General features: G+C 33.5%; 21 protein-coding genes. 9 read left to right on the top strand and 12 right to left on the bottom strand.

Annotated elements, in window-relative coordinates:
* Positions 1 to 24: 24 nt before the first annotated feature.
* The 4 genes from LNP81_RS10660 to LNP81_RS10645 form a co-directional block, all read right to left on the bottom strand.
* Positions 25 to 843, bottom strand: coding sequence for a DUF6597 domain-containing transcriptional factor (locus LNP81_RS10660; protein ID WP_230035684.1), 819 nt, complete (start codon positions 841 to 843; stop codon positions 25 to 27).
* Between the two features lie 111 nt (positions 844 to 954).
* Positions 955 to 1,656 carry a lipoyl(octanoyl) transferase LipB gene (lipB, locus tag LNP81_RS10655; RefSeq protein ID WP_230035682.1) on the bottom strand — a complete coding sequence of 234 codons (702 nt, stop codon included), beginning with the start codon at positions 1,654 to 1,656 and terminating at the stop codon, positions 955 to 957.
* 5 nt (positions 1,657 to 1,661) lie between these two features.
* Positions 1,662 to 2,405, bottom strand: coding sequence for a hypothetical protein (locus LNP81_RS10650; RefSeq protein WP_230035680.1), 744 nt, complete (start codon positions 2,403 to 2,405; stop codon positions 1,662 to 1,664).
* An 86-nt stretch (positions 2,406 to 2,491) separates the two neighbouring features.
* The gene (locus LNP81_RS10645; RefSeq protein ID WP_230035678.1) at positions 2,492 to 3,223 is read right to left on the bottom strand and encodes a hypothetical protein; all 732 of its coding nucleotides are present in this window, start codon (positions 3,221 to 3,223) and stop codon (positions 2,492 to 2,494) included.
* Positions 3,224 to 3,638: 415 nt separating this feature from the next.
* Between LNP81_RS10645 and lysS the strand changes: the two genes are divergently transcribed.
* Both lysS and LNP81_RS10635 read left to right on the top strand, forming a co-directional pair.
* Positions 3,639 to 5,342 carry a lysine--tRNA ligase gene (gene lysS / locus LNP81_RS10640; protein ID WP_230035676.1) on the top strand — a complete coding sequence of 568 codons (1,704 nt, stop codon included), beginning with the start codon at positions 3,639 to 3,641 and terminating at the stop codon, positions 5,340 to 5,342.
* Positions 5,343 to 5,438: 96 nt separating this feature from the next.
* On the top strand, positions 5,439 to 5,861 hold the full coding sequence (locus tag LNP81_RS10635) for a hypothetical protein (protein ID WP_230035674.1): 423 nt from the start codon (positions 5,439 to 5,441) through the stop codon (positions 5,859 to 5,861).
* Between the two features lie 280 nt (positions 5,862 to 6,141).
* Here LNP81_RS10635 and LNP81_RS10630 read toward each other — a convergent pair whose 3' ends face one another.
* From LNP81_RS10630 to LNP81_RS10615, 4 genes are all read right to left on the bottom strand, one after another.
* Positions 6,142 to 6,741, bottom strand: a complete 600-nt coding sequence (locus LNP81_RS10630; protein WP_230035672.1) for a hypothetical protein — start codon at positions 6,739 to 6,741, stop codon at positions 6,142 to 6,144.
* A 73-nt stretch (positions 6,742 to 6,814) separates the two neighbouring features.
* Positions 6,815 to 7,840, bottom strand: coding sequence for a 2-hydroxyacid dehydrogenase (locus LNP81_RS10625; RefSeq protein ID WP_230035670.1), 1,026 nt, complete (start codon positions 7,838 to 7,840; stop codon positions 6,815 to 6,817).
* 85 nt (positions 7,841 to 7,925) lie between these two features.
* On the bottom strand, positions 7,926 to 8,342 hold the full coding sequence (locus tag LNP81_RS10620; RefSeq protein WP_230035668.1) for a hypothetical protein: 417 nt from the start codon (positions 8,340 to 8,342) through the stop codon (positions 7,926 to 7,928).
* Positions 8,343 to 8,348: 6 nt separating this feature from the next.
* The gene (locus LNP81_RS10615) at positions 8,349 to 9,272 is read right to left on the bottom strand and encodes a DUF4274 domain-containing protein (RefSeq protein ID WP_230035666.1); all 924 of its coding nucleotides are present in this window, start codon (positions 9,270 to 9,272) and stop codon (positions 8,349 to 8,351) included.
* 235 nt (positions 9,273 to 9,507) lie between these two features.
* On the opposite strand from LNP81_RS10615, the gene LNP81_RS10610 reads away from it, so the two are divergent.
* Together LNP81_RS10610 and LNP81_RS10605 are read left to right on the top strand one after the other, a co-directional pair.
* The gene (locus tag LNP81_RS10610) at positions 9,508 to 9,939 is read left to right on the top strand and encodes a DUF4890 domain-containing protein (protein WP_230035665.1); all 432 of its coding nucleotides are present in this window, start codon (positions 9,508 to 9,510) and stop codon (positions 9,937 to 9,939) included.
* A gap of 165 nt (positions 9,940 to 10,104) precedes the next feature.
* Positions 10,105 to 10,845, top strand: coding sequence for a DUF4890 domain-containing protein (locus LNP81_RS10605; RefSeq protein ID WP_230035663.1), 741 nt, complete (start codon positions 10,105 to 10,107; stop codon positions 10,843 to 10,845).
* 47 nt (positions 10,846 to 10,892) lie between these two features.
* Here the strand turns inward: LNP81_RS10605 and hemL are convergent, their stop codons facing one another.
* From hemL to LNP81_RS10585, 4 genes are all read right to left on the bottom strand, one after another.
* Complete coding sequence (gene hemL / locus LNP81_RS10600; protein WP_230035661.1) at positions 10,893 to 12,179, bottom strand: glutamate-1-semialdehyde 2,1-aminomutase; 1,287 nt, start codon at positions 12,177 to 12,179, stop codon at positions 10,893 to 10,895.
* A gap of 128 nt (positions 12,180 to 12,307) precedes the next feature.
* Positions 12,308 to 13,204 carry a glucosaminidase domain-containing protein gene (locus LNP81_RS10595; protein ID WP_230035660.1) on the bottom strand — a complete coding sequence of 299 codons (897 nt, stop codon included), beginning with the start codon at positions 13,202 to 13,204 and terminating at the stop codon, positions 12,308 to 12,310.
* Positions 13,197 to 14,093, bottom strand: coding sequence for a 1-aminocyclopropane-1-carboxylate deaminase/D-cysteine desulfhydrase (locus LNP81_RS10590; protein ID WP_230035659.1), 897 nt, complete (start codon positions 14,091 to 14,093; stop codon positions 13,197 to 13,199). Before LNP81_RS10590 ends, LNP81_RS10595 begins: the two co-directional genes overlap by 8 nt.
* 9 nt (positions 14,094 to 14,102) lie before the next feature.
* On the bottom strand, positions 14,103 to 14,438 hold the full coding sequence (locus LNP81_RS10585; protein WP_230035658.1) for a hypothetical protein: 336 nt from the start codon (positions 14,436 to 14,438) through the stop codon (positions 14,103 to 14,105).
* A gap of 113 nt (positions 14,439 to 14,551) precedes the next feature.
* Between LNP81_RS10585 and LNP81_RS10580 the strand changes: the two genes are divergently transcribed.
* From LNP81_RS10580 to ilvA, 5 genes are all read left to right on the top strand, one after another.
* The gene (locus LNP81_RS10580; RefSeq protein WP_059115986.1) at positions 14,552 to 14,734 is read left to right on the top strand and encodes a C1orf53 family protein; all 183 of its coding nucleotides are present in this window, start codon (positions 14,552 to 14,554) and stop codon (positions 14,732 to 14,734) included.
* A gap of 13 nt (positions 14,735 to 14,747) precedes the next feature.
* Complete coding sequence (locus LNP81_RS10575; RefSeq protein WP_230035657.1) at positions 14,748 to 15,722, top strand: 2-hydroxyacid dehydrogenase; 975 nt, start codon at positions 14,748 to 14,750, stop codon at positions 15,720 to 15,722.
* Between the two features lie 643 nt (positions 15,723 to 16,365).
* On the top strand, positions 16,366 to 18,342 hold the full coding sequence (gene hutU / locus LNP81_RS10570) for a urocanate hydratase (RefSeq protein ID WP_230035655.1): 1,977 nt from the start codon (positions 16,366 to 16,368) through the stop codon (positions 18,340 to 18,342).
* Positions 18,343 to 18,418: 76 nt separating this feature from the next.
* Complete coding sequence (locus LNP81_RS10565) at positions 18,419 to 18,958, top strand: DUF4136 domain-containing protein (protein WP_230035653.1); 540 nt, start codon at positions 18,419 to 18,421, stop codon at positions 18,956 to 18,958.
* A 559-nt stretch (positions 18,959 to 19,517) separates the two neighbouring features.
* Complete coding sequence (gene ilvA, locus LNP81_RS10560; RefSeq protein ID WP_230035651.1) at positions 19,518 to 20,762, top strand: threonine ammonia-lyase IlvA; 1,245 nt, start codon at positions 19,518 to 19,520, stop codon at positions 20,760 to 20,762.
* Positions 20,763 to 20,775 lie beyond the last annotated feature (13 nt).

Here is a 20,775-nt window from a genome sequence, read left to right as displayed (position 1 = left end):
AATTGTAAGAAAACGAAATCTGATTTATTCTGATTTTGAGCTGCAGATATCGTTTTGAAATTTCAGGAATTTCGTGGGTGAAATATTCATATAATATTTAAAGTCATGAATGAGCTGACTTTGATCGTAATAACCGCATTCGGTAACAATCGTTAACCAATCTGTTTTAGAATTGTTTATTATATTTTCCTGAATTTGATTTACCGCTTTTAAAAACCTCTCATACCGATTCGCTTCTTTAATAGTATATCCAAAAAGTTTCTTTTGATTGAGCTGAATATTTCTTTCGGTTTGATTGATCTGCGAAGCAATTGCTTTTATGGGATTCAGATTATGGTTTTGAAAATCTGTTAAAAGCGTTGTTATCTCGTTTTGCTTCCTTAAATATGGTTTGCAGAAATCTAAAATATAATCGACACGCTCTTTTGTATCAGAAAGTTTTTGAAGTTCTTCCCACAAAAGAGTAAAGCAATTTTCATCAATTAAAGCGTCAGGATGATTGGGCAAAGAATCAAACATTGCATTGCCAAAGAATCTGTAAAAAGCATCTTCTTTGAAATTGGCTACCAAAATCTCTGAATTGGGTTCTAAAGTATAATCGAAAGCTTGTTTTATAGGGCCAAGAACCATACATTTTTCAACTTCTAAAAAAGTATTTTGCTGTGATTTTAAAGATGATTTTGTCCCAAAGTTAAAAACCAAAATGGTTTGAAAACTTGGTAATAAGGTTTTTGTTATGGGAAATGCCGTTTTATTTTCGGCAAAGTAAAAATGAGAAAAAACAGTTTCAAATGCTGAAGGAACGGCAATTCTATAATTGTTATTTTCTTCAGCATTTTTCATACTAGTTGAGTGTAATTATTAACACAGAGAACACAAAGTTTTTTACCCTTAAAATTTTGTAAAAACATAAAGAGCACAAAGCTTTGCGAACTCTTTGCGGTTAATTAAGATTTACGAAACAAATTCTGCTTCGAATAATTGGGTCAAATGTTTTACGATTTTAGCCTTTACTTCGGCTTCATCAACTTTTTCTACACCAAGTTCTACTTGTAGAGAAGTAACCCCTTTTCCGCGAATTCCACACGGAATAATGTTGTCAAAATATCCTAAATCAACATTTACATTTAGCGCAAATCCGTGCATGGTTACCCATCGTGAAGCGCGTACGCCAAGCGCACAAATCTTGCGTGCAAACGGAGTTCCTGCATCAAGCCAAACCCCAGTTTCACCTTCGCTTCTTCCGCATTTTAAGCCGTATTCTTCTAAAGTCAGGATTATAGCTTCTTCCAGAAAACGCAAATATTTATGAATATCTGTAAAGAAATTTTCTAAGTCTAATATCGGATAACCTACAATTTGTCCCGGCCCGTGATAGGTAATATCTCCACCACGATTGATCTTATAAAAAGTAGCTCCTTTTGCTTCAAGCTGTTTTTCGTTTAATAAAAGATTTTCAAGATCTCCGCTTTTACCCAAAGTATATACATGCGGATGTTCTACAAAAAGTAAATAATTGGGGGTTGGCAAATCGAGTTCTTCTCTTCGGTTTTTAATTTTTAAGTCGACTATATCCTTAAAAATCTCTTCCTGATATTCCCAGGTCGATTTATAATCTTTACTTCCTAAATCCTGAAGTTGAATTTTTTTATTCATTTTAATTATTTTTCAAACTCTACATCAAAGTTAAGTTTGTCAGGATTCTCCATATAATCCGTAAAAGGGTATTGAATTGTAATTGATTTTCGATCCTCGCTAAACAAAGCATTTGGGTTCGATACTTTTTTTATTTTCTTAGGAAAATGATACTTTATAATATAGGTCGAAGAAGCAAAAATCATCTTAGACATATCTGCGGTAGAATCTTTCGCTTTTGCAGCTAATTTTTGTTTATCGATTACTGCTGTACGTGTAAATTTCTTTCCATCGTATGTATAGCTTAATTTACTGTTATTATCTCCTAAGCCTTTCCCCAATGGTGACGCAGCATTTGCTCCGCCTTCTAATTTTTGAAGTGCGCTCAAAGATTGCAAAGCATCTTGTAGCTCATTTACATTTTTAAAATCAGTCGAAATGGTCATTAAAAACTCTTTTTTCTCACCATTCATTTTGGTATTTACTACAAAATTTTCGAGTTTTTTAAGTTCTTTTTGGGCTTCGGGAGACAGTTTTGCAATGCTGTCTTTTTTCTCTTCAAACAATTGCTTGAAAGTAAAAGTAGAATCTATATTCTTTTTGGCATCAGGTCCAAGCTGGTCACCAGCCATCGCCATCAAAGATGAACCATCCATATCTACAGAAAATTTTCCGGTTCCGTTATCGTTTACATATATATTTTCGGTTAGGGTGCAGCTTGTTAATGTTGCTAATACAAAACAAAAACTAAGTAACTTGTATAATTTCATAATGGCTAATTTTTTATCAAAGATACGAAGACTATTTTATTTTTTGAGATTCTAAGAAACTAAGGTTCTAAGATACTAAGACAACACTATTGAAGGTCTTTTTGCTCTAAAACCACTTCCAGATTCGTTATTTCCGGATTTTTTAAACAATCTGAAAGTTGAAATTCTAATGTCATTGTTTTTTTATCTGAACTAATAATAGCTTTTTCGTTTGAAACCGATTTTATTTCTTTTGGAAAATGATATTTTAAGGTATAGGATTGCGCTAATTTATACTTAGCATACATTTTTTTCCTTTCTTCCAGCATTTTTTTGTCCTTATCAAACTTTTGCTGATCAACAATTACAAGATTTCTTTTGAAAGTAGAACCATCGAAAGTATATTTTATTTTGAAGGATTCTTTTGAAACCGGATAATTTTCTTTTAAAGAACTTGCCAAACTAAGACTTTCATAAAGATTAGGTATTTCTTCTATTTTTTTAAAGTCAGAAGAAATTACATTAAAATTTTCCATTTGAACCGGATCCACTTTAATATGCATTTTTACATTGGCATGTTCCTGAAACAATGCTTGGTCAGATTTATTAAATTTTACAAACGTTGCTGCATACTTTGTTATATAATCCTGAAAAACGAATATTGTATCTGTAAATTTTTCAGAATCAGAATAAGGACGTCCTAATTGCAAATAACTATTTTCGTCGCGTAATTGAAAAACTTCAATAGTTCCGCTTCCGTCTGGATTGATGTTGATAGTTTCGGTAATTTGGCAGCTCGAAATTAAGAGTAAAAGTAAAAAGGCTTTTATGTAGTTCATTTTCTTTAAGATACTAAGGTTCTGAGTTGCTAAGATACTGAGGTTTTTTTGTTTAATTTTTACAGAAATGTTTTTTCATTCGTTTAGTTTGTCATCCCGAACGGAAGATCGCACGAGAAGTGCCGCAAACTAAATCGCCAATCTTTGTCGAACTTCTTGTGTGATCCTTCGTTCCTGAGGACGACAAAGATTTTGTAAACGCACTAACTAAAATGCCTTTTAAAAACTAAAACTTCTAAAATAGCCCCGATAGCAGCGGTATCCTTTTTTGCTTTTTCGGCAAAAAAGATACAAGTGAATAGCGGGACAAAAGGTCTTTGAAATGCAATAAATTACTGCTTCAAAAAATCTAAAACCTGCATTCTGAAATCTACATTCTTTTCTTTATCTTTGCGCACTTAAAAAAGAGCACAAAATGGCATTATCAGAACAAGAAATCATCCGAAGAGAAAAACTTCAAAACTTACGCAACTTAGGAATCAATCCTTATCCGGCTAATCTTTTTCCTGTAAATCATACTTCGAAGCAGGTGAAGGAATCTTTTGAAGAGGGTAAGAAGGTGATCGTTGCCGGACGTTTAATGAGTGTGAGAGATCAGGGGAAAGCTTGTTTTGCTGAATTGCAGGATAGCGAAGGACGTATACAATTGTACGTGAATCGCGATGTTTTGTGTGAAGGTGATGATAAAACTTTATACAATACTGTATTTAAAAAACTAACTGATTTAGGTGACTTTATTGGTATTGAAGGTGAATTGTTTACTACAAAAGTTGGCGCTCAATGTATTCGTGTTGACGGATTTACTTTCTTGAGTAAAACTTTACGTCCGTTACCTTTACCAAAAGTAGATGAAGAAGGAAACGTACACGATGCTTTTAATGATCCTGAATTACGCTACAGAATGCGTTATGTAGATTTAACTGTGAATCCCCAAGTAAAGGAAAATTTTATCAAACGTACCAAGTTGTATACTGCAATGCGTGGTTATTTTAACGATGCAGGATATCTTGAAGTTGAAACTCCGGTTTTACAATCGATTCCTGGTGGAGCTGCCGCACGTCCGTTTATTACGCACCATAATTCGCTTGATATTCCGCTTTATATGCGTATTGCAAACGAATTGTATTTGAAAAGATTAATTGTTGGTGGTTTTGAAGGTGTTTATGAATTCTCGAAAAACTTTAGAAATGAAGGTATGGACAGAACGCATAATCCTGAATTTACCGCTATGGAAATATATGTAGCCTACAAAGACTACAACTGGATGATGGAATTTGCTGAAGGTTTGCTTGAGCATTGCGCAATCGCCGTAAACGGAACCAGCGAAGTGACTTTTGGTGAACACCAAATTAACTTTAAAGCGCCTTACGCTCGTGTTACAATGACGGATTCTATCAAGCATTTTACAGGATTTGATATCTCTGGAAAAAGCGAAGAAGAATTGTTTGACGCTGCAAGGGGAATGGGAATCGATGTTGATAAAACAATGGGTAAAGGAAAATTGATTGATGAAATTTTTGGCGCTAAATGCGAAGGAAATTATATTCAACCTACTTTTATTACTGATTATCCTAAAGAAATGTCGCCTCTTTGTAAAGAACACCGTGACAATCCTGAACTTACTGAGCGTTTTGAATTGATGGTTTGTGGTAAAGAAATTGCAAATGCGTATTCTGAATTAAACGATCCAATTGATCAACGTGAGCGTTTTGAAGACCAAATGCGTTTGGCTGAAAAAGGTGATGACGAAGCAAACGGAGTTATCGACGAGGATTTCTTAAGAGCATTAGAATACGGTATGCCACCAACCTCCGGAATGGGAATTGGTATGGACCGTTTGATTATGTACTTAACAAACAACGCATCGATTCAGGAAGTTTTATTGTTCCCGCAAATGCGTCCGGAGAAAAAACAAGCTCAAATTGAATTGTCTGATGAAGAAAAATTCATCGTAGATTTATTGAAAGGAAATGAAAACAAAATGGATCTTCAGCAACTAAAAATTACTGCTAATTTAAGCGGTAAAAAATGGGATGCTTCTATGAAAAACTTATCTAAACACGGTTTGACGAAAGTGGCTGTTGAAGGTGAGTTTAAGTTTGTGGAATTGGTGGAGTAAATTTGAAAATTCCAAAATTGTATTAATATTCAAACCCGACAGATTTTTAAAAATTTGTCGGGTTTTCTATTTAAATTTAATGACTTAGAAACAATTATGTCGAAAATCAAAAATTATTTTCTTTATACAGTATTTATTTTATTCACAATATTGGGTGTGTATTTATTGGTTGATTCATTTATAAATAAAGAATACTTTTCTGAGACTGTTGTAGTTAAAAAAAGAATTGAGTATTTCAATTGTATTCTTTTCTTCGGAGGTTTAGGCTACATCTATTACCTTATTAAAGAGAAGAAAATTGACACGAATACAAACACGTTTAAAACGAATATTGCTATGTTTTTTGGCTGCTTAATATTTGTTTTGAATTGTTTGTTTCTGATTCTATACCCTGAAGAATTTAAAAGAGGAAATAAATTAATCAAAATAATTATTGGCTACACTGGTATATTATTTTTTGGCGCTGGTTTACTTATGGCAGTGTATAAATTAATAAAAAATCTTTCTAAGACAAATTAATAAAATCTATCATAAACCCGACAGGTTTTATTTTATATACCTTGCTTTAAAAAAGTCGAATTGATTCAGAACGAATAGAAATATTCCGTGTAGGAATATCTCATCGGTAGAAAAAAATATTGTTTTTGTATGGTGTGTCCTGTAGGGACACCTGTTTTTTTTACAGAAATAAAACATCTGCTTCGTTAATCAAACGTTCCTACGGAACGTATAACCATATTTCAATTTTAATTCTACCGAGCATACATTCCTACGGAATGATTTTTTTATAATAATCTGATTAAAACGAATACTTCTCTAATTTCTTTCCCTGAATATCTAAAACCTTAGTATTTTCTTTAGGAGTTTCACCTTTCCAAATTTCCTGAACGGATGGGTTTGACGGGTATTTGCCGTTTTTCATTTTTATGAGATGAAATTTTCCACCAGTTTCGAATATAAGATCGTAAAACTTTTCAGATGCTGAAGTGGTAACGAGAATCGGGAAATCGGTTACGGTAAACTTATTGATTAAACTTCCGTCATTATTTAGGATGTAACCGGAACAACCTCCGCTTCCGCAAAAATAAGGATTAGAGAAACCAACGAAATATTCGTCTTTTTTATCGTTATTCAAATCGAAAGCTTCGTAGTAAAAAAATCTGTCTTCTTTTGTCATTGCAGGAAGATCTGTCTTTAATAGAATATTCAATTGCTTACGGATCAATTCGACTGCTTTGTCCTCTTTTACTGGAGCATCGCTTACATCTGCCGTTCCCGCAACGGTTTTTGATAAGGTATCTTCTACAATTGTTTTAATAACGTTATCTGCAGGTTTTTCTTTGTTTTGGCATGAAATCATTCCCAGAATCATAACTGCCACTAAAATTTTATTTTTCATATTTCCTATTTTTTAATTCTTGTGATTACGTTTATAAACCTGTCGGGTTTGCCAATCTTATTCAATTTATTTTTTAAACCAGCAAAGCTGCTTTGTTTTCAATATTATTATTGGTCAATAAATCTTTTATGTTATTGAAAGTTACCAAAGCAATCTGAGTTAAAGCTTCGTTGGTAAAAAAGGCCTGATGCGCCGTAACCAAAACATTTGGAAAACTCATTAAACGCTGAATCGCATCGTCCTGAATAATATCAGCAGAAAGATCTCTGAAGAATAGTTTTTCTTCCTGTTCGTAAACATCGATTCCGAGATATCCTATTTTACCTTCTTTTAAACCTTCAATTACAGAAGAAGTTTCTATTAATCCGCCACGACTTGTATTGATAATCATAACGCTGTCTTTCATTTCGTCGATAGACTTTTTATTAATGATATGTTTGGTTTGCTCGTTTAATGGACAATGCAGTGAAATAATATCACTCGATTTGAAGATTTCTTCAAGAGAAACAAATTTCACTCCGTCTTTTATCATTTCATCATTGGTGACAATATCATAAGCCAGAACTTTGCATCCAAAACCTAAAGCGATTTTTGCAAAAGCTTTCCCGATATTTCCCGTTCCAATGATTCCGATTGTTTTTCCGAATAAATCAAAACCTAATAATCCGTTTAGGGAAAAGTTTTGTTCACGAACTCTATTGTAGGCTTTATGAGTTTTTCTGTTTAAAGTCAAAATCATTGCGATCGCATGTTCTGCAACTGCCTGAGGCGAATATGCCGGAACACGACATACTTTTATGTTATATTTTTTTGCTGCTTCAAGATCGACGTTATTGAAACCGGCACAACGCAACGCAATAATTTTCACACCTTTTTCTGCCAATTGTTTTATCACGGCTTCATTGACAATATCGTTTACAAAAACACAAACAATTGTAGCATTTTCGATTAGAATTACAGTTTGAGGATTTAGTTGTGTTTCGAAAAAATCCAACTCAAAACCAAAATCTTCATTGTACTTATTAAAGAAAGATTTGTCGTAAGGCTGTGTCGAAAAAAAGGCAATTTTATTATTGTTTGATGTGGCATTTAAACTCATAATCGTTTGTTTTGGGTTTTAACTTCTGGTATTACTAAAGTAAGCAATTAATTCTGAAGTAAATTTCTGATACTAAAAAATCAACTTATTTTGGATATTCTTTGCCATGCGCTATAGTAATTCCGTCTTTTGGGTGTAAAGGAGAAACATCATAATCTAAACTCACCAATATTTTTAAACCATCAATAGGTTCTACTTTATTTTGACCATTCCAACCCATTTTTAAACCATATAAAATAAATTCTCTAATATATTTAGGCCTGTTTAAATTAACAACTTCTTCATCTTTAGTAGATAATTTGGTTAATTTCGTCCCCGTACTTAAAGGATTTCCAGCATAAGCGTCTTCCCATGTAATAAAATTAATTTGCAATGGAGTTTGCTTATAATTCTCTAAGAATATTGTTATCGCAAATGTTGCGATTTCTGTGCTACCTCCAAATCCTGTGACAGTTTTATATAAGTAGACATTGTCTTCAACAGTAATTTTTCTTAATACCATGATTTATTATACTCTAAATTTCAAATGATCTGTACTAAAAAGCAAACCAATTCCGCTATAAGGATCTTTTTTCAAATCATAAAAATTATTTACTCCGGCCAGATCCTGATATAAATCTGAAATTATCGAAGATTGCTGAAATCCATCTATGGTATGGTTTATAATAGTATCTGCCAAACACGTCAATTCTTTCGTAGCATTTGCAACTCCTATATTATTTCCGGTTTCCCAATCCCAAATAACCCAATTCCAGTTGTGTTTTTTATGAACGCAATCCATCCATAAATAAGAGAGATTCTTAATTTTTACCTTCCCTAATTCTTTTGTTTTCCAATGTTCAACGCTTTCAATTATAGCGTTAATCGCATCATCAGTTTTATCATAAACAAAATCGGGATTTGAAATCTGAATGATTTTTACAGCATCTGCAATCTTCGTATTGATTGTTTTCAATTCTTTCTCGTTGGGATTCCTTAAAAAAGCAAACTCAATATCTTGTCGTTCGAAAACAGTTCCTGGTGATTTTTCCAGCATTTCTGGCGGAATACATTTTGTATTAGAATTTTCATCCAAAAACTCTTCTTGAGGATCAAAAGAAAAATTTTCCTCTTCATAAAAGCCGGAAATATATCTTTCTTCAATTTCTTTTATTAATGGATAACTTTCATAATTAATATCTTCTTTTATGTCTTCTTCATTTTTGAATTTACAGAAATAATCCGGCTGCAACATCCAATACAAACAAAGCGCTGTTCCTTTGTCCAGATGTTTTTGTTTGATGATCCATAGAAAAGGTTCGATTCCATCATCATAATTCCAATGCTGTACAAATTGATGCAATTCGGCAGCATTTAATTTTTGATACGACATTTCTCCGTTTACGGCTTTAAGAACTCGGTTTTTGTTTTTCTTATTAAATAATTCTTCCATATTGTATTCTGGTAATTCTATTTTAAAATTTTTAATACACTAACAAATTTAAAACCTATTCTTGTAAAATAGCATGATCTCCGATAATTAAACAGTTAAAAAGCCATTGCACATCAATACACAATATCGTTATTCGCTTTTTCGTTTTGTTAAATAAACTACAATTCTGATTATCAGATTAAACCTATTCAATTTGATAAAGTCTAATTACTATAACAATTAAAAAACGTACATCATGAAAAAATTATTTATCGCAGCTTTGCTATTCGTTGGAGTAGTAAGTTTTGCACAAGAAGCAGATCAGGCTCCTAATCGTGAACCAAGAGAAAGACTAACTCCGGAACAACGTAATGAGAAACAGTTAAAAAAAATAACTACTGAATTAAATTTAGACGCAAATCAACAAGCTCAGGTAAAACAACTTTTAGCGGACCGAAGTGCTAAAGCTGAAAAATTGAGAGCAGAACGAAAAGACCGAAAAGAGAAACCTACTGCTGCAGAAAGAGAAGCTTTTAAAACTGAATTAAAAGCTGAAAAAGATGCCAATGATGCTAAAATGAAAGCTATCCTAAATGCAGATCAATACAAAAAATGGACTTCTATTCAGGAAGAAAAAAGAGAGCAGGCGAAAGAAAAAATGAGAGAGTACAAAAAAGAAAACAACTAATAACAGTTACAAAAAGAGGTCTAAATGGCCTCTTTTTTAGTTTATATACTATTTTATGTTTTCATTAATAGTTTGTGTTAATTAAAAGACAAATCTTACAATCTAATTAAACCTAGCAAACTTCTTGAAGTCTAATCGATATAAACCTCTTAAAAAAAACGAATTATGAAAAAATTATTTATCGCAGCTTTATTGTTCGTTGGAATGGTAAGTTTTGCACAAGACATCAATCAGAAAGCTACACGTGATCAAAGAGAAAAATTAACTCCGGAACAACGTAATGAGAAACATTTGCAAAAGTTAACTTCTGAATTGAATTTAGATACAAAACAACAAGCGCAAGTAAAACAATTATTAGCCGAAAGATCTGCTAAAGGAGAAAAAATTAAAGATGCCAATAAAGATCGTAAAACAAAACCAACTGCTGCAGAGAGAGAAGCTTTTAAAAAACAATTGGAAACTGAAAGAGCTGCAAATGATACTAAAATGAAAGCTATTTTAAATGCGGATCAATACACAAAATGGACCGCTTTGAAAAAAGATCACAAAGGTAAAGGAGATCATAAAGGTCACCGAGATATGAAATCTCCGCAAGAACGTGATCAGGCACATTTGCAAAAATTAACGACTGACTTAAACTTAAGTGCAGATCAGCAAAAACAAGTTGGTCAACTTTTATCTGACAGAAGTACTAAAATGGAAATGCTGAAAAAGAGCCGTGGAGAAAACGCTGCAGCACCAACTGAAGCAGAGAAAAAAGCCATGAAAAAACAAATGGAAGAAGATCACAAAGCGACTGATGCCAAAATGAAATCTATTTTGAATGCTGATCAATATACAAAATGGACAGCGATTCAGAAAGAGCGTAAAGACAAAATGAAAGAACACAGAAAAGGAAAAAAATAATCCTGATCAACAAAAAAGAGGCTCAAATGAGCCTCTTTTTTTATGTATTAAAATGTTTTCGAAACTTTATCGATCGCATTAATTGTAAAGTCTAAATCTTCGTAAGTCAGCGCATCTGTAATAAACCAGGTTTCGTATGCAGATGGCGCAATGTAAACACCTTCGTTTAATAAACCGTGAAAGAATTTCTTAAACGTTTCGTTATCTCCTTTTGCAGCGGTTTGAAAATCAACCACCGGACTAGCATCAAAATGAACAGAAATCATAGAACCCACTCTATTGATGGTAAAAACAATATTGTTCGCTTTTAAAACTTTATCAATTCCTGCTTCCAGATAAGCTGTTTTTTCTTCTAAACGGGTAAAAATTTCACGATCATTATCAAGTGCCTGTAACATTGCCAATCCTGCAGCCATTGCTAACGGATTTCCTGATAATGTTCCTGCCTGATAAACCGGACCAAGCGGTGCCAGATAATTCATGATTTCTTCGCGTGCAGCAAAAGCACCAACAGGTAAACCTCCGCCAATAACTTTCCCAAAAGTTACAATATCAGCATTGATATTATATAATTCCTGAACTCCACCACGAGCCAAACGGAAACCAGTCATTACCTCATCAAAAATTAATAAAATTCCGTTTGCTGTACATAATTCTCTTAAACCTTCTAAGAAACCTTTTTGTGGCGGAATACAACCCATATTTCCGGCAACTGCTTCGATAATAATCGCTGCAATTTCGCCTTTATTCGCTTCGATTAAAGTTTTTACATTCTCTAAATCATTGTATTTCGCCAACAAAGTATCTTTTGCGGTTCCTTCTGTAACGCCAGGGCTATTTGGCGATCCAAAAGTTACGGCTCCACTCCCAGCCTGAATCAAAAATGAATCAGAATGTCCGTGGTAGCAACCTGCAAATTTTATTATTTTATCTCTTTTTGTAAATCCGCGCGCCAGACGAATTGCACTCATACAAGCCTCTGTACCTGAATTTACAAATCTTATTTTATCTATATTCGGAACCATAGAAACCGCCAAAGCAGCGATTTGAGTTTCCAATTCAGTTGGCATTCCAAACGAAGTTCCCAATTTTGCTTTTTCAATCACAGCATCAACAACGGGTTGATACGCATGGCCTAAAACCATTGGTCCCCATGAGTTGATGTAATCTATTAATTTATTTCCGTCCTCATCATACAAATACGCACCTTTGGCACTTTTTACAAAAATAGGAGTTCCCCCAACGGCTTTAAAGGCTCTAACTGGTGAATTTACTCCTCCCGGAATTACTTTTTCTGCTTCAGCAAAAAGCTGACTACTTCTTTTATATAACATTTTTAGATTTTAGATTTTAGAGTTCTGATTTTAGATTATAAACTGCGAACTCTATTTTAAAATTTGAATTTTAGATTTTTTGAATACTTCCAAACTGAGACTGAAAACCGCCACTGAAAACTTAAAACTTATTTCACTTTCAATCGCTGCCCTATAGAAATGGCATTGTCTGAAAGATTGTTTTTCTGTTTTAAATCATCAACCAATACGTTGAATTTTTTTGAAATTGAATATAAGGTATCTCCTTTTTGAACTTCGTATAAATTAGGATCGTTCGAGTTTGAATTTGATGAACTTCTAGATGGAATTGAAGAATTTTTAACTGTAGTTGATTTCTCAAAAGGCTTGTAATTTCTTCCGGTAACCTGACAGTCATATTGATGCAGATTGTATCTTTCGATATAACTTATTAATTTGTCCGGATAATTAGGATCTGTAGCATAACCGGCAGCTCTCAAACCTTTTGCCCAGGCTTTGTAATCGTCTTTTTCGTAAGTAAATAAAGTTTCATATCTTTTTTTACCAACCAGAAACAGAGCGTGATCTCTATAAGATTCTGCTGCTTCGGGATATTTTCTAAAACATTCCTGAGCTGAATCATCGTCATGGCGAACACTTTCTCCCAACCAGTCTTTATGACATTTTATTCCAAAATGATTGTTTGCTTCTAATGCTAAATCACCTCTTCCTGCACCGGATTCTAAGATTCCCTGTGCCAAAATAATACTGGCAGGAATACCGTATTTCTGCATATTGCCCATTGCAATATCTTTAAACTGCAAAATATAGTTATTGATTAAATCGCCTGTTACAACTGTTTTCGAAGTAGATTGAATAACCTCAGTTGTATTATTTGTAGAAGGATAATTTTTACCAATTGGCTTAACAGGAGTTTGCTTTTTGGTAGCTGCCACTCTTGGCCTCTGTATTGCTGCTGCTTTTTTGGTCGTTGCAATAGCAGGTTTACTGGACGAACAACTTACTAAAGTAGCAAGAATCAAGAATGTTATTATTTTTTTAACCATTGCTTTTAAGTATTGGTAATTTTTTCTGTTTCAATTTTATATTCATCCCCTCTATTCCCTGCAATCCGCCGGTATGAAGGAGTAATATTTTTGAATCTTCAGAAAAATAGTTTTTATGGATTAAATCTATAACGCCAAAAACCATCTTTCCTGTATAAATTGGATCTAAAGGCACTTTTGTTTCTTCAAAAAAAGTATTGATAAATTCAATTAATTCTAAATTTATCTTCCCATAACCTCCAAAATGATAGTCAGAAATCAAATTCCAGTTATCTTGTTTTGCAAAAATACGAATTTCATTGGTTAAAAAGTCACCTTTTAACGCCGGAAACCCTAAAACTTTCTGATTTGGCAAGGCACTATTGATCAATCCGGAGATTGTTCCGCCTGTTCCAACTGCACAACAAACGTAATTAAAAACGGAATCTTCCTCCGTCAAAATCTCTTCGCAGCCTTTTACGGCCAATTCATTTGTTCCGCCTTCGGGCACTAAATAAAAATCGCCAAACTTCTCTTTTAGTTTTTCGATAAACGAAATTTCACTTTTATTTCGATACTCTTCGCGGGTTACAAACTCAAATTGCATTCCGTTTTCCTGAGCGAATTTCAAGGTTGGGTTTTCTTCAATTTTATCAAAAAGCTCGTCTCCGCGAATGACGCCAATTGTTTTAAAACCTTGTTCTTTTCCTGCATACGCGACCGCCGCAATATGATTCGAAAAAGCTCCGCCAAAAGTTACCAATGTTGTTTTATTTTCGGCTTTCGCCTGAAGTAAATTGTATTTTAATTTTCGTAATTTATTCCCCGAAATAAAAGGATGGTTGAGATCATCTCGTTTTATAGTCAGCGAAATATGATTAGGAAAACTGATATGAATTTCCTGATTCAAAATCTATTTTTATTTTAAAGTTATGTAATTCAAAAAACCAAAAAAGGATCGGTTTTTCAAATAATCTAAATCCGTTTCATTTGCATATGCTTCTCTCTCAAAACTTATATTTCTATAAGCCAAATCTTTGTTTTTGTATTGTACGAGCCTGATTATATATTCTAAAACATAAAAGATATAAAAAGGTAAAATCAATAATTCTAATTGTTGTCTCAAATGAATTTTTTCATGATTGACAAAAATAGGATTATTTTTATCCAAATCATATTTTAAAATTACAAAAGGAAATACAGCCATTCCGCGATATCCTTTCGGAATTAAATATTTAGCAACAATTAGAAACATTCGCTGTAAAATTTATAAATTTGTAGATAAAAAATGTTCGATTTCATTAAAATCATAATCAAATTCGTTTATTTGATTTTAAAAAGAAAAGAACATCAACCCTATGCAGATTTATGAAAGAGCAAAGTAATGAAAATAAACTAATCGAAGGCGAAGATTTTTACTATACGCCCGAAGGTTATAAATGTTTTACCGAAAAACACCATTTAAAACGTGGTTATTGCTGCAAAAGTGGTTGCCGTCATTGTCCTTATGGATTTGATAAAAAAACAGGACGAATAAATAAACCGTTATAAAGAATAAACAAGTATGAAGGTTTTTATAAATAAAAATATACCAGAAGCAGGCATTTTATTACTTCAGGAAAAAGGCATCAACATTACCGTAAATCCAACAGAAAATGTATTGTCAAGAAATGAGTTTATAAAAATCTGTCAGGAAAATGATGTTTTACTAAATGTTGGAGCCAATAATTTGGACGAAGATTTTTTTCAGCAATGCCCAAATTTAAAAGGAATCGCTTTATTTTCTGTTGGGTTTGATGCTGTTAATATTCCGTCGGCCAATAAAAGGAAAATTCCCGTTGGCAATACGCCGGATGTTTTAAGCAGAGCCACATCAGATATTGCTTTTTTATTGATGCAAAGTGTTGCCAGAAAATCATTTTATAGTCATAAAAAAATTATAAACGGAAAATGGGAAAGCTTTAATGCTTTAGAAAATTTAGGACAGGAACTCTACGGCAAAACATTAGGGATATTTGGTCTGGGAAGAATTGGTTTTGAAATGGCCCAAAAATGTAAAGCTGCATTTGGAATGAACATCATTTACCACAATCGTTCTCATAATGAAAATGCCGAAAAAGAACTTGATGCCAAATATGTAGATTTTGAAACTTTACTTTCTAAAAGTGATGTTTTAAGTGTTCATTCGAATTATAGCGAAGAGAACAATGAACTATTCAATAAAAATGCTTTTGCAAAAATGAAATCCAATGCTATTTTCATCAATACGGCAAGAGGAAAATTTCATAATGAAGATGATTTGTTTTACGCCCTGACTAATAATGTAATTTGGGGCGCCGGACTTGACGTGACCAATCCAGAACCTATGAAAAAAGACAATCCGTTATTATCATTGTCCAATTGTTGTATTTTACCGCATATTGGTTCAGCAACATACGAAGCAAGAAATGCAATGGCAGTTTGCGCCGCACAAAATATAATAGCACTTTTTGAAAATAAAAAAATGCCGTTTTGTGTTAATGAAGAAGTTTATTTATAAATTAAAATTCCAAATTTTTAAATTCCAAATTCCAATTTAAAATCTAAAATATTTATATGGATATCCGCTCAAGAAAATTTAAGATTACGATCCACAAATCGTATCACAGGTCGGATATTCGTTATCCTTAGTTTAATTAGAAAATGTGGCAATATTGGGAAGTAGATAATTTAAATAAATTCCAAATTTTAAATTCCAAATTCCAATTGCATCAATTAATATTTTGCTCCGATGGAGCTTTTATGAAATGACGCATATTGTTTTCTATAAATATTACGCCTTTCCAAGGCTAAAAAAACTCCGTTATGAGTGGCATATTTATAGAATAAAACATTATCATGGCTTTGAGCTCCAGCGGAGCGATATAATTAAGCATAATAATTTCAGATATTGAATTTTACGTTTACAAAAATCTAAAATCAACAATCTAAAATCTAAAATTTGATCTCCAGCGGAGCGAAACATAATAATTTCAGATGTTGAATTTTACGTTTTTACAAAATCTAAAATCAACAATCTAAAATCTAAAATTTGAACTCCAGCGGAGCGATATAGTAAAAAAAACAAAAAATTAATCTGTTGTTAATCTAACTAAAATACCTTAGTATCTTAGAATCTTAGCAACTTAGTATCTCTAAAAAAAATGACTTTTCAAGAACAAATAAAACAGGGAATTCCATCCATACTTCCTCCAAAAAAAGATTACGATTTAGCGATTAACCACGCGCCAAAACGAAAAGATATTCTTTCGTCAGAAGAAAAAAAACTGGCTTTAAAAAATGCATTGCGTTATTTTGAAGCCAAACATCACGCTGAATTAATCAAAGAGTTCTCAGAAGAATTAGAAAAATACGGTCGTATCTATATGTATCGCCTGCGTCCGGATTATAGAATGTACGCGCGACCAATTGACGAATATCCTGGAAAATCATTGCAGGCAAAAGCGATAATGCACATGATTCAGAACAATCTGGATTATGCTGTGGCACAACATCCGCACGAATTAATTACGTATGGAGGAAACGGAGCTGTTTTTCAGAACTGGGCGCAATATTTATTAACAATGCAATATTTGTCAGAAATGACAGATGAGCAAACGTTGACAATGTATTCAGGTCATCCAATGGGATTATTTCCTTCGCATACTGAAGCGCCAAGAGTTGTGGTTACTAACGGAATGGTAATCCCGAATTATTCTAAACCCGACGATTGGGAAAAAATGAATGCTTTAGGCGTTTCGCAATACGGACAAATGACCGCCGGAAGCTATATGTATATTGGTCCTCAAGGAATTGTACACGGAACTACGATCACGGTTTTGAATGGTTTTAGAAAAATAAAACTAAATCCTGAAGGAAATTTATTCGTAACTTCAGGACTTGGCGGAATGTCTGGCGCACAACCAAAAGCCGGAAATATTGCGGGTTGTATTACGGTCTGCGCCGAAGTAAATCCGAAGATTACCAAAATTCGCCACGAACAAGGCTGGATTAATGAAATCGTAACCTCGACAGAAGAATTGGTAAAAAGAGTCACTTTGGCGAAAGCCAATAAAGAAGTGGTTTCGATTGCTTATTTAGGAAATGTGGTGGATGTTTGGGAATGTTTTGATAAAGAAAACATCAAAATTGATTTGGGTTCAGATCAGACTTCACTTCATAATCCGTGGGCTGGAGGTTATTATCCTGTTGGAATTTCGTTTGAAGAAGCCAACGAAATGATGGCCAATAATCCGGACTTATTCAAAGAAAAAGTTCAGGAATCTTTACGTCGTCAAGCGAAAGCAATTAACAAACATACTGCAAAAGGAACTTACTTTTTCGATTACGGAAATGCCTTTTTACTTGAAGCTTCCCGCGCGGGTGCTGATGTTATGGCGGAAAATAATATCGATTTTAAATATCCGAGTTATGTTCAGGATATTATGGGACCAATGTGTTTTGATTACGGATTTGGGCCTTTTAGATGGGTTTGTACTTCAGGAAAACCAGAAGATTTACAAAAAACAGATAATATCGCCAGTCAGGTTTTAGAAGAATTGGCAAAGACTTCTCCAGATGAAATTCAGCAGCAAATGCAGGATAATATCAAATGGATCAAGGGAGCGCAGGAAAATAAACTGGTTGTAGGTTCTCAGGCAAGAATTCTTTATGCCGATGCCGAAGGACGAATTAAAATTGCCGAAGCTTTTAATCAGGCGATTGCGAAAGGCGAAATTGGAACTGTTGTTTTAGGGCGCGATCATCACGATGTTTCGGGAACTGATTCTCCTTACAGAGAGACTTCTAACATCTATGACGGCTCTCGTTTTACGGCCGATATGGCGATTCAAAACGTGATTGGTGACAGCTTTAGAGGAGCAACCTGGGTTTCGATTCATAATGGCGGAGGAGTTGGCTGGGGAGAGGTTATAAATGGTGGCTTTGGTATGGTTCTTGATGGTTCTAAAGAGGCTTCAAAACGTTTAGCATCAATGCTTTTTTGGGATGTTAACAACGGAATTTCAAGACGAAGCTGGGCCCGAAACGACGAAGCTATTTTTGCAATAAAAAGAGCAATGGAAGTTCAGCCGTTATTAAAGGTAACTTTACCCAATATTGTAGATGAAAATCTATTTTAATAAATTGTCACCCTGAGCAAAGTCGAAGGGCACTCAGCCTGACAAAAATACCAAGAACATTAAAAATTTTAAACATATGAAAACATTCAAATTAGTACCCGTTTTTTTGCTTTTGATACTAGCCTCATGCAGCACGGTAAGTGTATATTCTGATTACGATAAAAACGTAGATTTCGCGCCATATAAGACGTACGCTTTTTTTAAGCCCGGAATTGATAAGGTCGAAATTTCTGATTTGGATAAAAGACGTATCCTACATGCCATAGACGAACAAATGCAAGCCAAAGGTTTTACAAAAAGCGAAAACCCTGATTTATTAGTAAATATTTTTACAAAATCAAGAGAACAAGTAAATGTAAACCAATTTAGCGCCGGTTGGGGTTACGGTTGGGGTTGGGGATGGAATCCTTACATGATGTACGGAGGAAACCAAACTACAGTATCAACTTCTACCGAAGGAACTTTATTCATTGATTTAATCGATGCTAAAAAGAAAGAAATGATCTGGCAAGGTGAAGGAGTTGGAACTTTAACCAAAAACGTCGATAAAAAAGATGCAAGAGTAAAAGAAATTGTATCGAAAGTTTTAGCGCAATATCCTCCGGTTAAAAAGTAATTTTTAGTCGCAGTTTTCAGTTTTTTCAAAAAAACTAAATAAAGCTGCTGAATATTTCGTAAAATAATCAATACATTTGCCATTCAATTATCTGAAATGAAAAACTTAAATATCATTATTATCTCTATTAACATTATTGCAATTCAGCAATAATGGTGAGGTATTATATAAATAAGTAAACAAAATACAATTTATTAAACCTCCCAAACGGGAGGTTTTTTTATTTAATGATTTTTTTGCCACAGATTAAAAGATTATCAGATCAATTCTAAGACCTTTGGATAGGAAAAAAAATTACCACGGAGAACGCAAAGTTTTTTAAATATGCTAAGTTTAATAAAAACACAAAGTTCACAAAGCTTTGTGTACTTAGATTGTGTAACACAACTTAATCTTAGTGAACTCTGCGAAAAACCTTTGTGTTCTCTGCGGTAAAAAATAATTAGGTAGTATTACCTTTTTAATATTTCTCCACAATATTTAGCGTTGATCCAGATTATCATAGATTAAAATATTTTTAAATCATTTAATCTGTGGCAAAAACAAAAAACAAAACAAAATGAATTTATTTAACGAAGTACTTGCTGCAAAAAAGCAACTCGAAAATGTAGTTGCCGCTACTCCACTCACTCAAAATTTAAATCTTTCAGACGAGTTTCAATCGACTATTTTATTGAAACGGGAAGATTTACAAATTGTGCGGTCGTACAAGATTAGAGGCGCTTACAACAAGATTTCTTCGTTGAATGAAAAAGAAAAAGCAATAGGAATTGTTTGCGCCAGTGCAGGAAATCACGCGCAAGGTGTAGCCTATTCTTGTAATCTTTTGCAAATACAAGGCAAAATTTATATGCCAAAAACAACTCCGAAACAAAAGGTAAAACAAGTGCAGTTGTTTGGAAAATCTTTTGTAGAAATTGTACTAACCGGAGATACTTTTGATGATGCTTATGCTTCGGCCACAGCAGATGCAATCCAAAATCATAAAATATTTATTCATCCTTTTGATGATGAAAAAGTAATTGCCGGTCAGGGAACTGTAGGTTTAGAAATTCTGGAAAGCTACAAAGAACCAATAGATTATATTTTTGTTCCGATTGGTGGTGGCGGACTGGCTTCTGGTTTATCTGAAGTTTTTAGGCATTTGAGTCCGAATACTAAAATTATTGGGGTTGAGCCCAAAGGTGCGCCTTCGATGAAAACCTCGATTGAAGAAAACAAAAATACAGCCTTAAAAACGATTGATAAATTTGTAGACGGCGCCGCTGTAAAACAAGTTGGAGACAAAACTTTTGAAATTTGCCGATACAATCTTGAAGACATAATTCTGGTTCCCGAAGGAAAAGTATGTACGACAATTTTACGTTTGTACAATGAAGAAGCAATGGTTGTTGAACCTGCAGGAGCATTAACAATCGCTGCTTTAGATTTTTATAAAGATAAAATAAAAGGCAAAACAGTAGTTTGTGTTGTAAGCGGAAGTAATAATGATATCGAAAGAACTGCCGAAATAAAAGAGCGCTCTTTACTATATGAAGGTTTGATGCATTATTTTATGATTCAGTTTCCGCAGCGTCCAGGAGCTTTAAAAGAATTTGTGAATAACATTTTAGGCCCGGATGATGACATCACTTATTTTCAGTTTGCAAAGAAAAACAGTCGTGAAGTTGGTTCTGTCGTTGTTGGTTTAGAATTAAAAAATAAAAAAGATATCATGGCTATCAAATTAAATATGACCAAAAATGGTTTCGAATTTCAATACCTGAATGACAATCAGGATTTGTTTACACAACTCATAGGATAAAACAAAAGGCTGT

The sequence above is a fragment of the Flavobacterium piscisymbiosum genome (assembly GCF_020905295.1).
Taxonomy (GTDB): Bacteria; Bacteroidota; Bacteroidia; order Flavobacteriales; family Flavobacteriaceae; genus Flavobacterium; species Flavobacterium piscisymbiosum.
The sequence above is the reverse complement of the archived record's forward strand: the minus strand, read 5'-3'. Positions and strand labels throughout refer to the sequence as shown.

Coding starts and splice junctions, on each gene's coding strand:
- LNP81_RS10660 (WP_230035684.1), bottom strand. CDS start 843: ATGAAAAATGCTGAAGAAAATAACAATTATAGAATTGCCGTTCCTTCA.
- lipB (WP_230035682.1), bottom strand. CDS start 1,656: ATGAATAAAAAAATTCAACTTCAGGATTTAGGAAGTAAAGATTATAAA.
- LNP81_RS10650 (WP_230035680.1), bottom strand. CDS start 2,405: ATGAAATTATACAAGTTACTTAGTTTTTGTTTTGTATTAGCAACATTA.
- LNP81_RS10645 (WP_230035678.1), bottom strand. CDS start 3,223: ATGAACTACATAAAAGCCTTTTTACTTTTACTCTTAATTTCGAGCTGC.
- lysS (WP_230035676.1), top strand. CDS start 3,639: ATGGCATTATCAGAACAAGAAATCATCCGAAGAGAAAAACTTCAAAAC.
- LNP81_RS10635 (WP_230035674.1), top strand. CDS start 5,439: ATGTCGAAAATCAAAAATTATTTTCTTTATACAGTATTTATTTTATTC.
- LNP81_RS10630 (WP_230035672.1), bottom strand. CDS start 6,741: ATGAAAAATAAAATTTTAGTGGCAGTTATGATTCTGGGAATGATTTCA.
- LNP81_RS10625 (WP_230035670.1), bottom strand. CDS start 7,840: ATGAGTTTAAATGCCACATCAAACAATAATAAAATTGCCTTTTTTTCG.
- LNP81_RS10620 (WP_230035668.1), bottom strand. CDS start 8,342: ATGGTATTAAGAAAAATTACTGTTGAAGACAATGTCTACTTATATAAA.
- LNP81_RS10615 (WP_230035666.1), bottom strand. CDS start 9,272: ATGGAAGAATTATTTAATAAGAAAAACAAAAACCGAGTTCTTAAAGCC.
- LNP81_RS10610 (WP_230035665.1), top strand. CDS start 9,508: ATGAAAAAATTATTTATCGCAGCTTTGCTATTCGTTGGAGTAGTAAGT.
- LNP81_RS10605 (WP_230035663.1), top strand. CDS start 10,105: ATGAAAAAATTATTTATCGCAGCTTTATTGTTCGTTGGAATGGTAAGT.
- hemL (WP_230035661.1), bottom strand. CDS start 12,179: ATGTTATATAAAAGAAGTAGTCAGCTTTTTGCTGAAGCAGAAAAAGTA.
- LNP81_RS10595 (WP_230035660.1), bottom strand. CDS start 13,204: ATGGTTAAAAAAATAATAACATTCTTGATTCTTGCTACTTTAGTAAGT.
- LNP81_RS10585 (WP_230035658.1), bottom strand. CDS start 14,438: ATGTTTCTAATTGTTGCTAAATATTTAATTCCGAAAGGATATCGCGGA.
- LNP81_RS10580 (WP_059115986.1), top strand. CDS start 14,552: ATGAAAGAGCAAAGTAATGAAAATAAACTAATCGAAGGCGAAGATTTT.
- LNP81_RS10575 (WP_230035657.1), top strand. CDS start 14,748: ATGAAGGTTTTTATAAATAAAAATATACCAGAAGCAGGCATTTTATTA.
- hutU (WP_230035655.1), top strand. CDS start 16,366: ATGACTTTTCAAGAACAAATAAAACAGGGAATTCCATCCATACTTCCT.
- LNP81_RS10565 (WP_230035653.1), top strand. CDS start 18,419: ATGAAAACATTCAAATTAGTACCCGTTTTTTTGCTTTTGATACTAGCC.
- ilvA (WP_230035651.1), top strand. CDS start 19,518: ATGAATTTATTTAACGAAGTACTTGCTGCAAAAAAGCAACTCGAAAAT.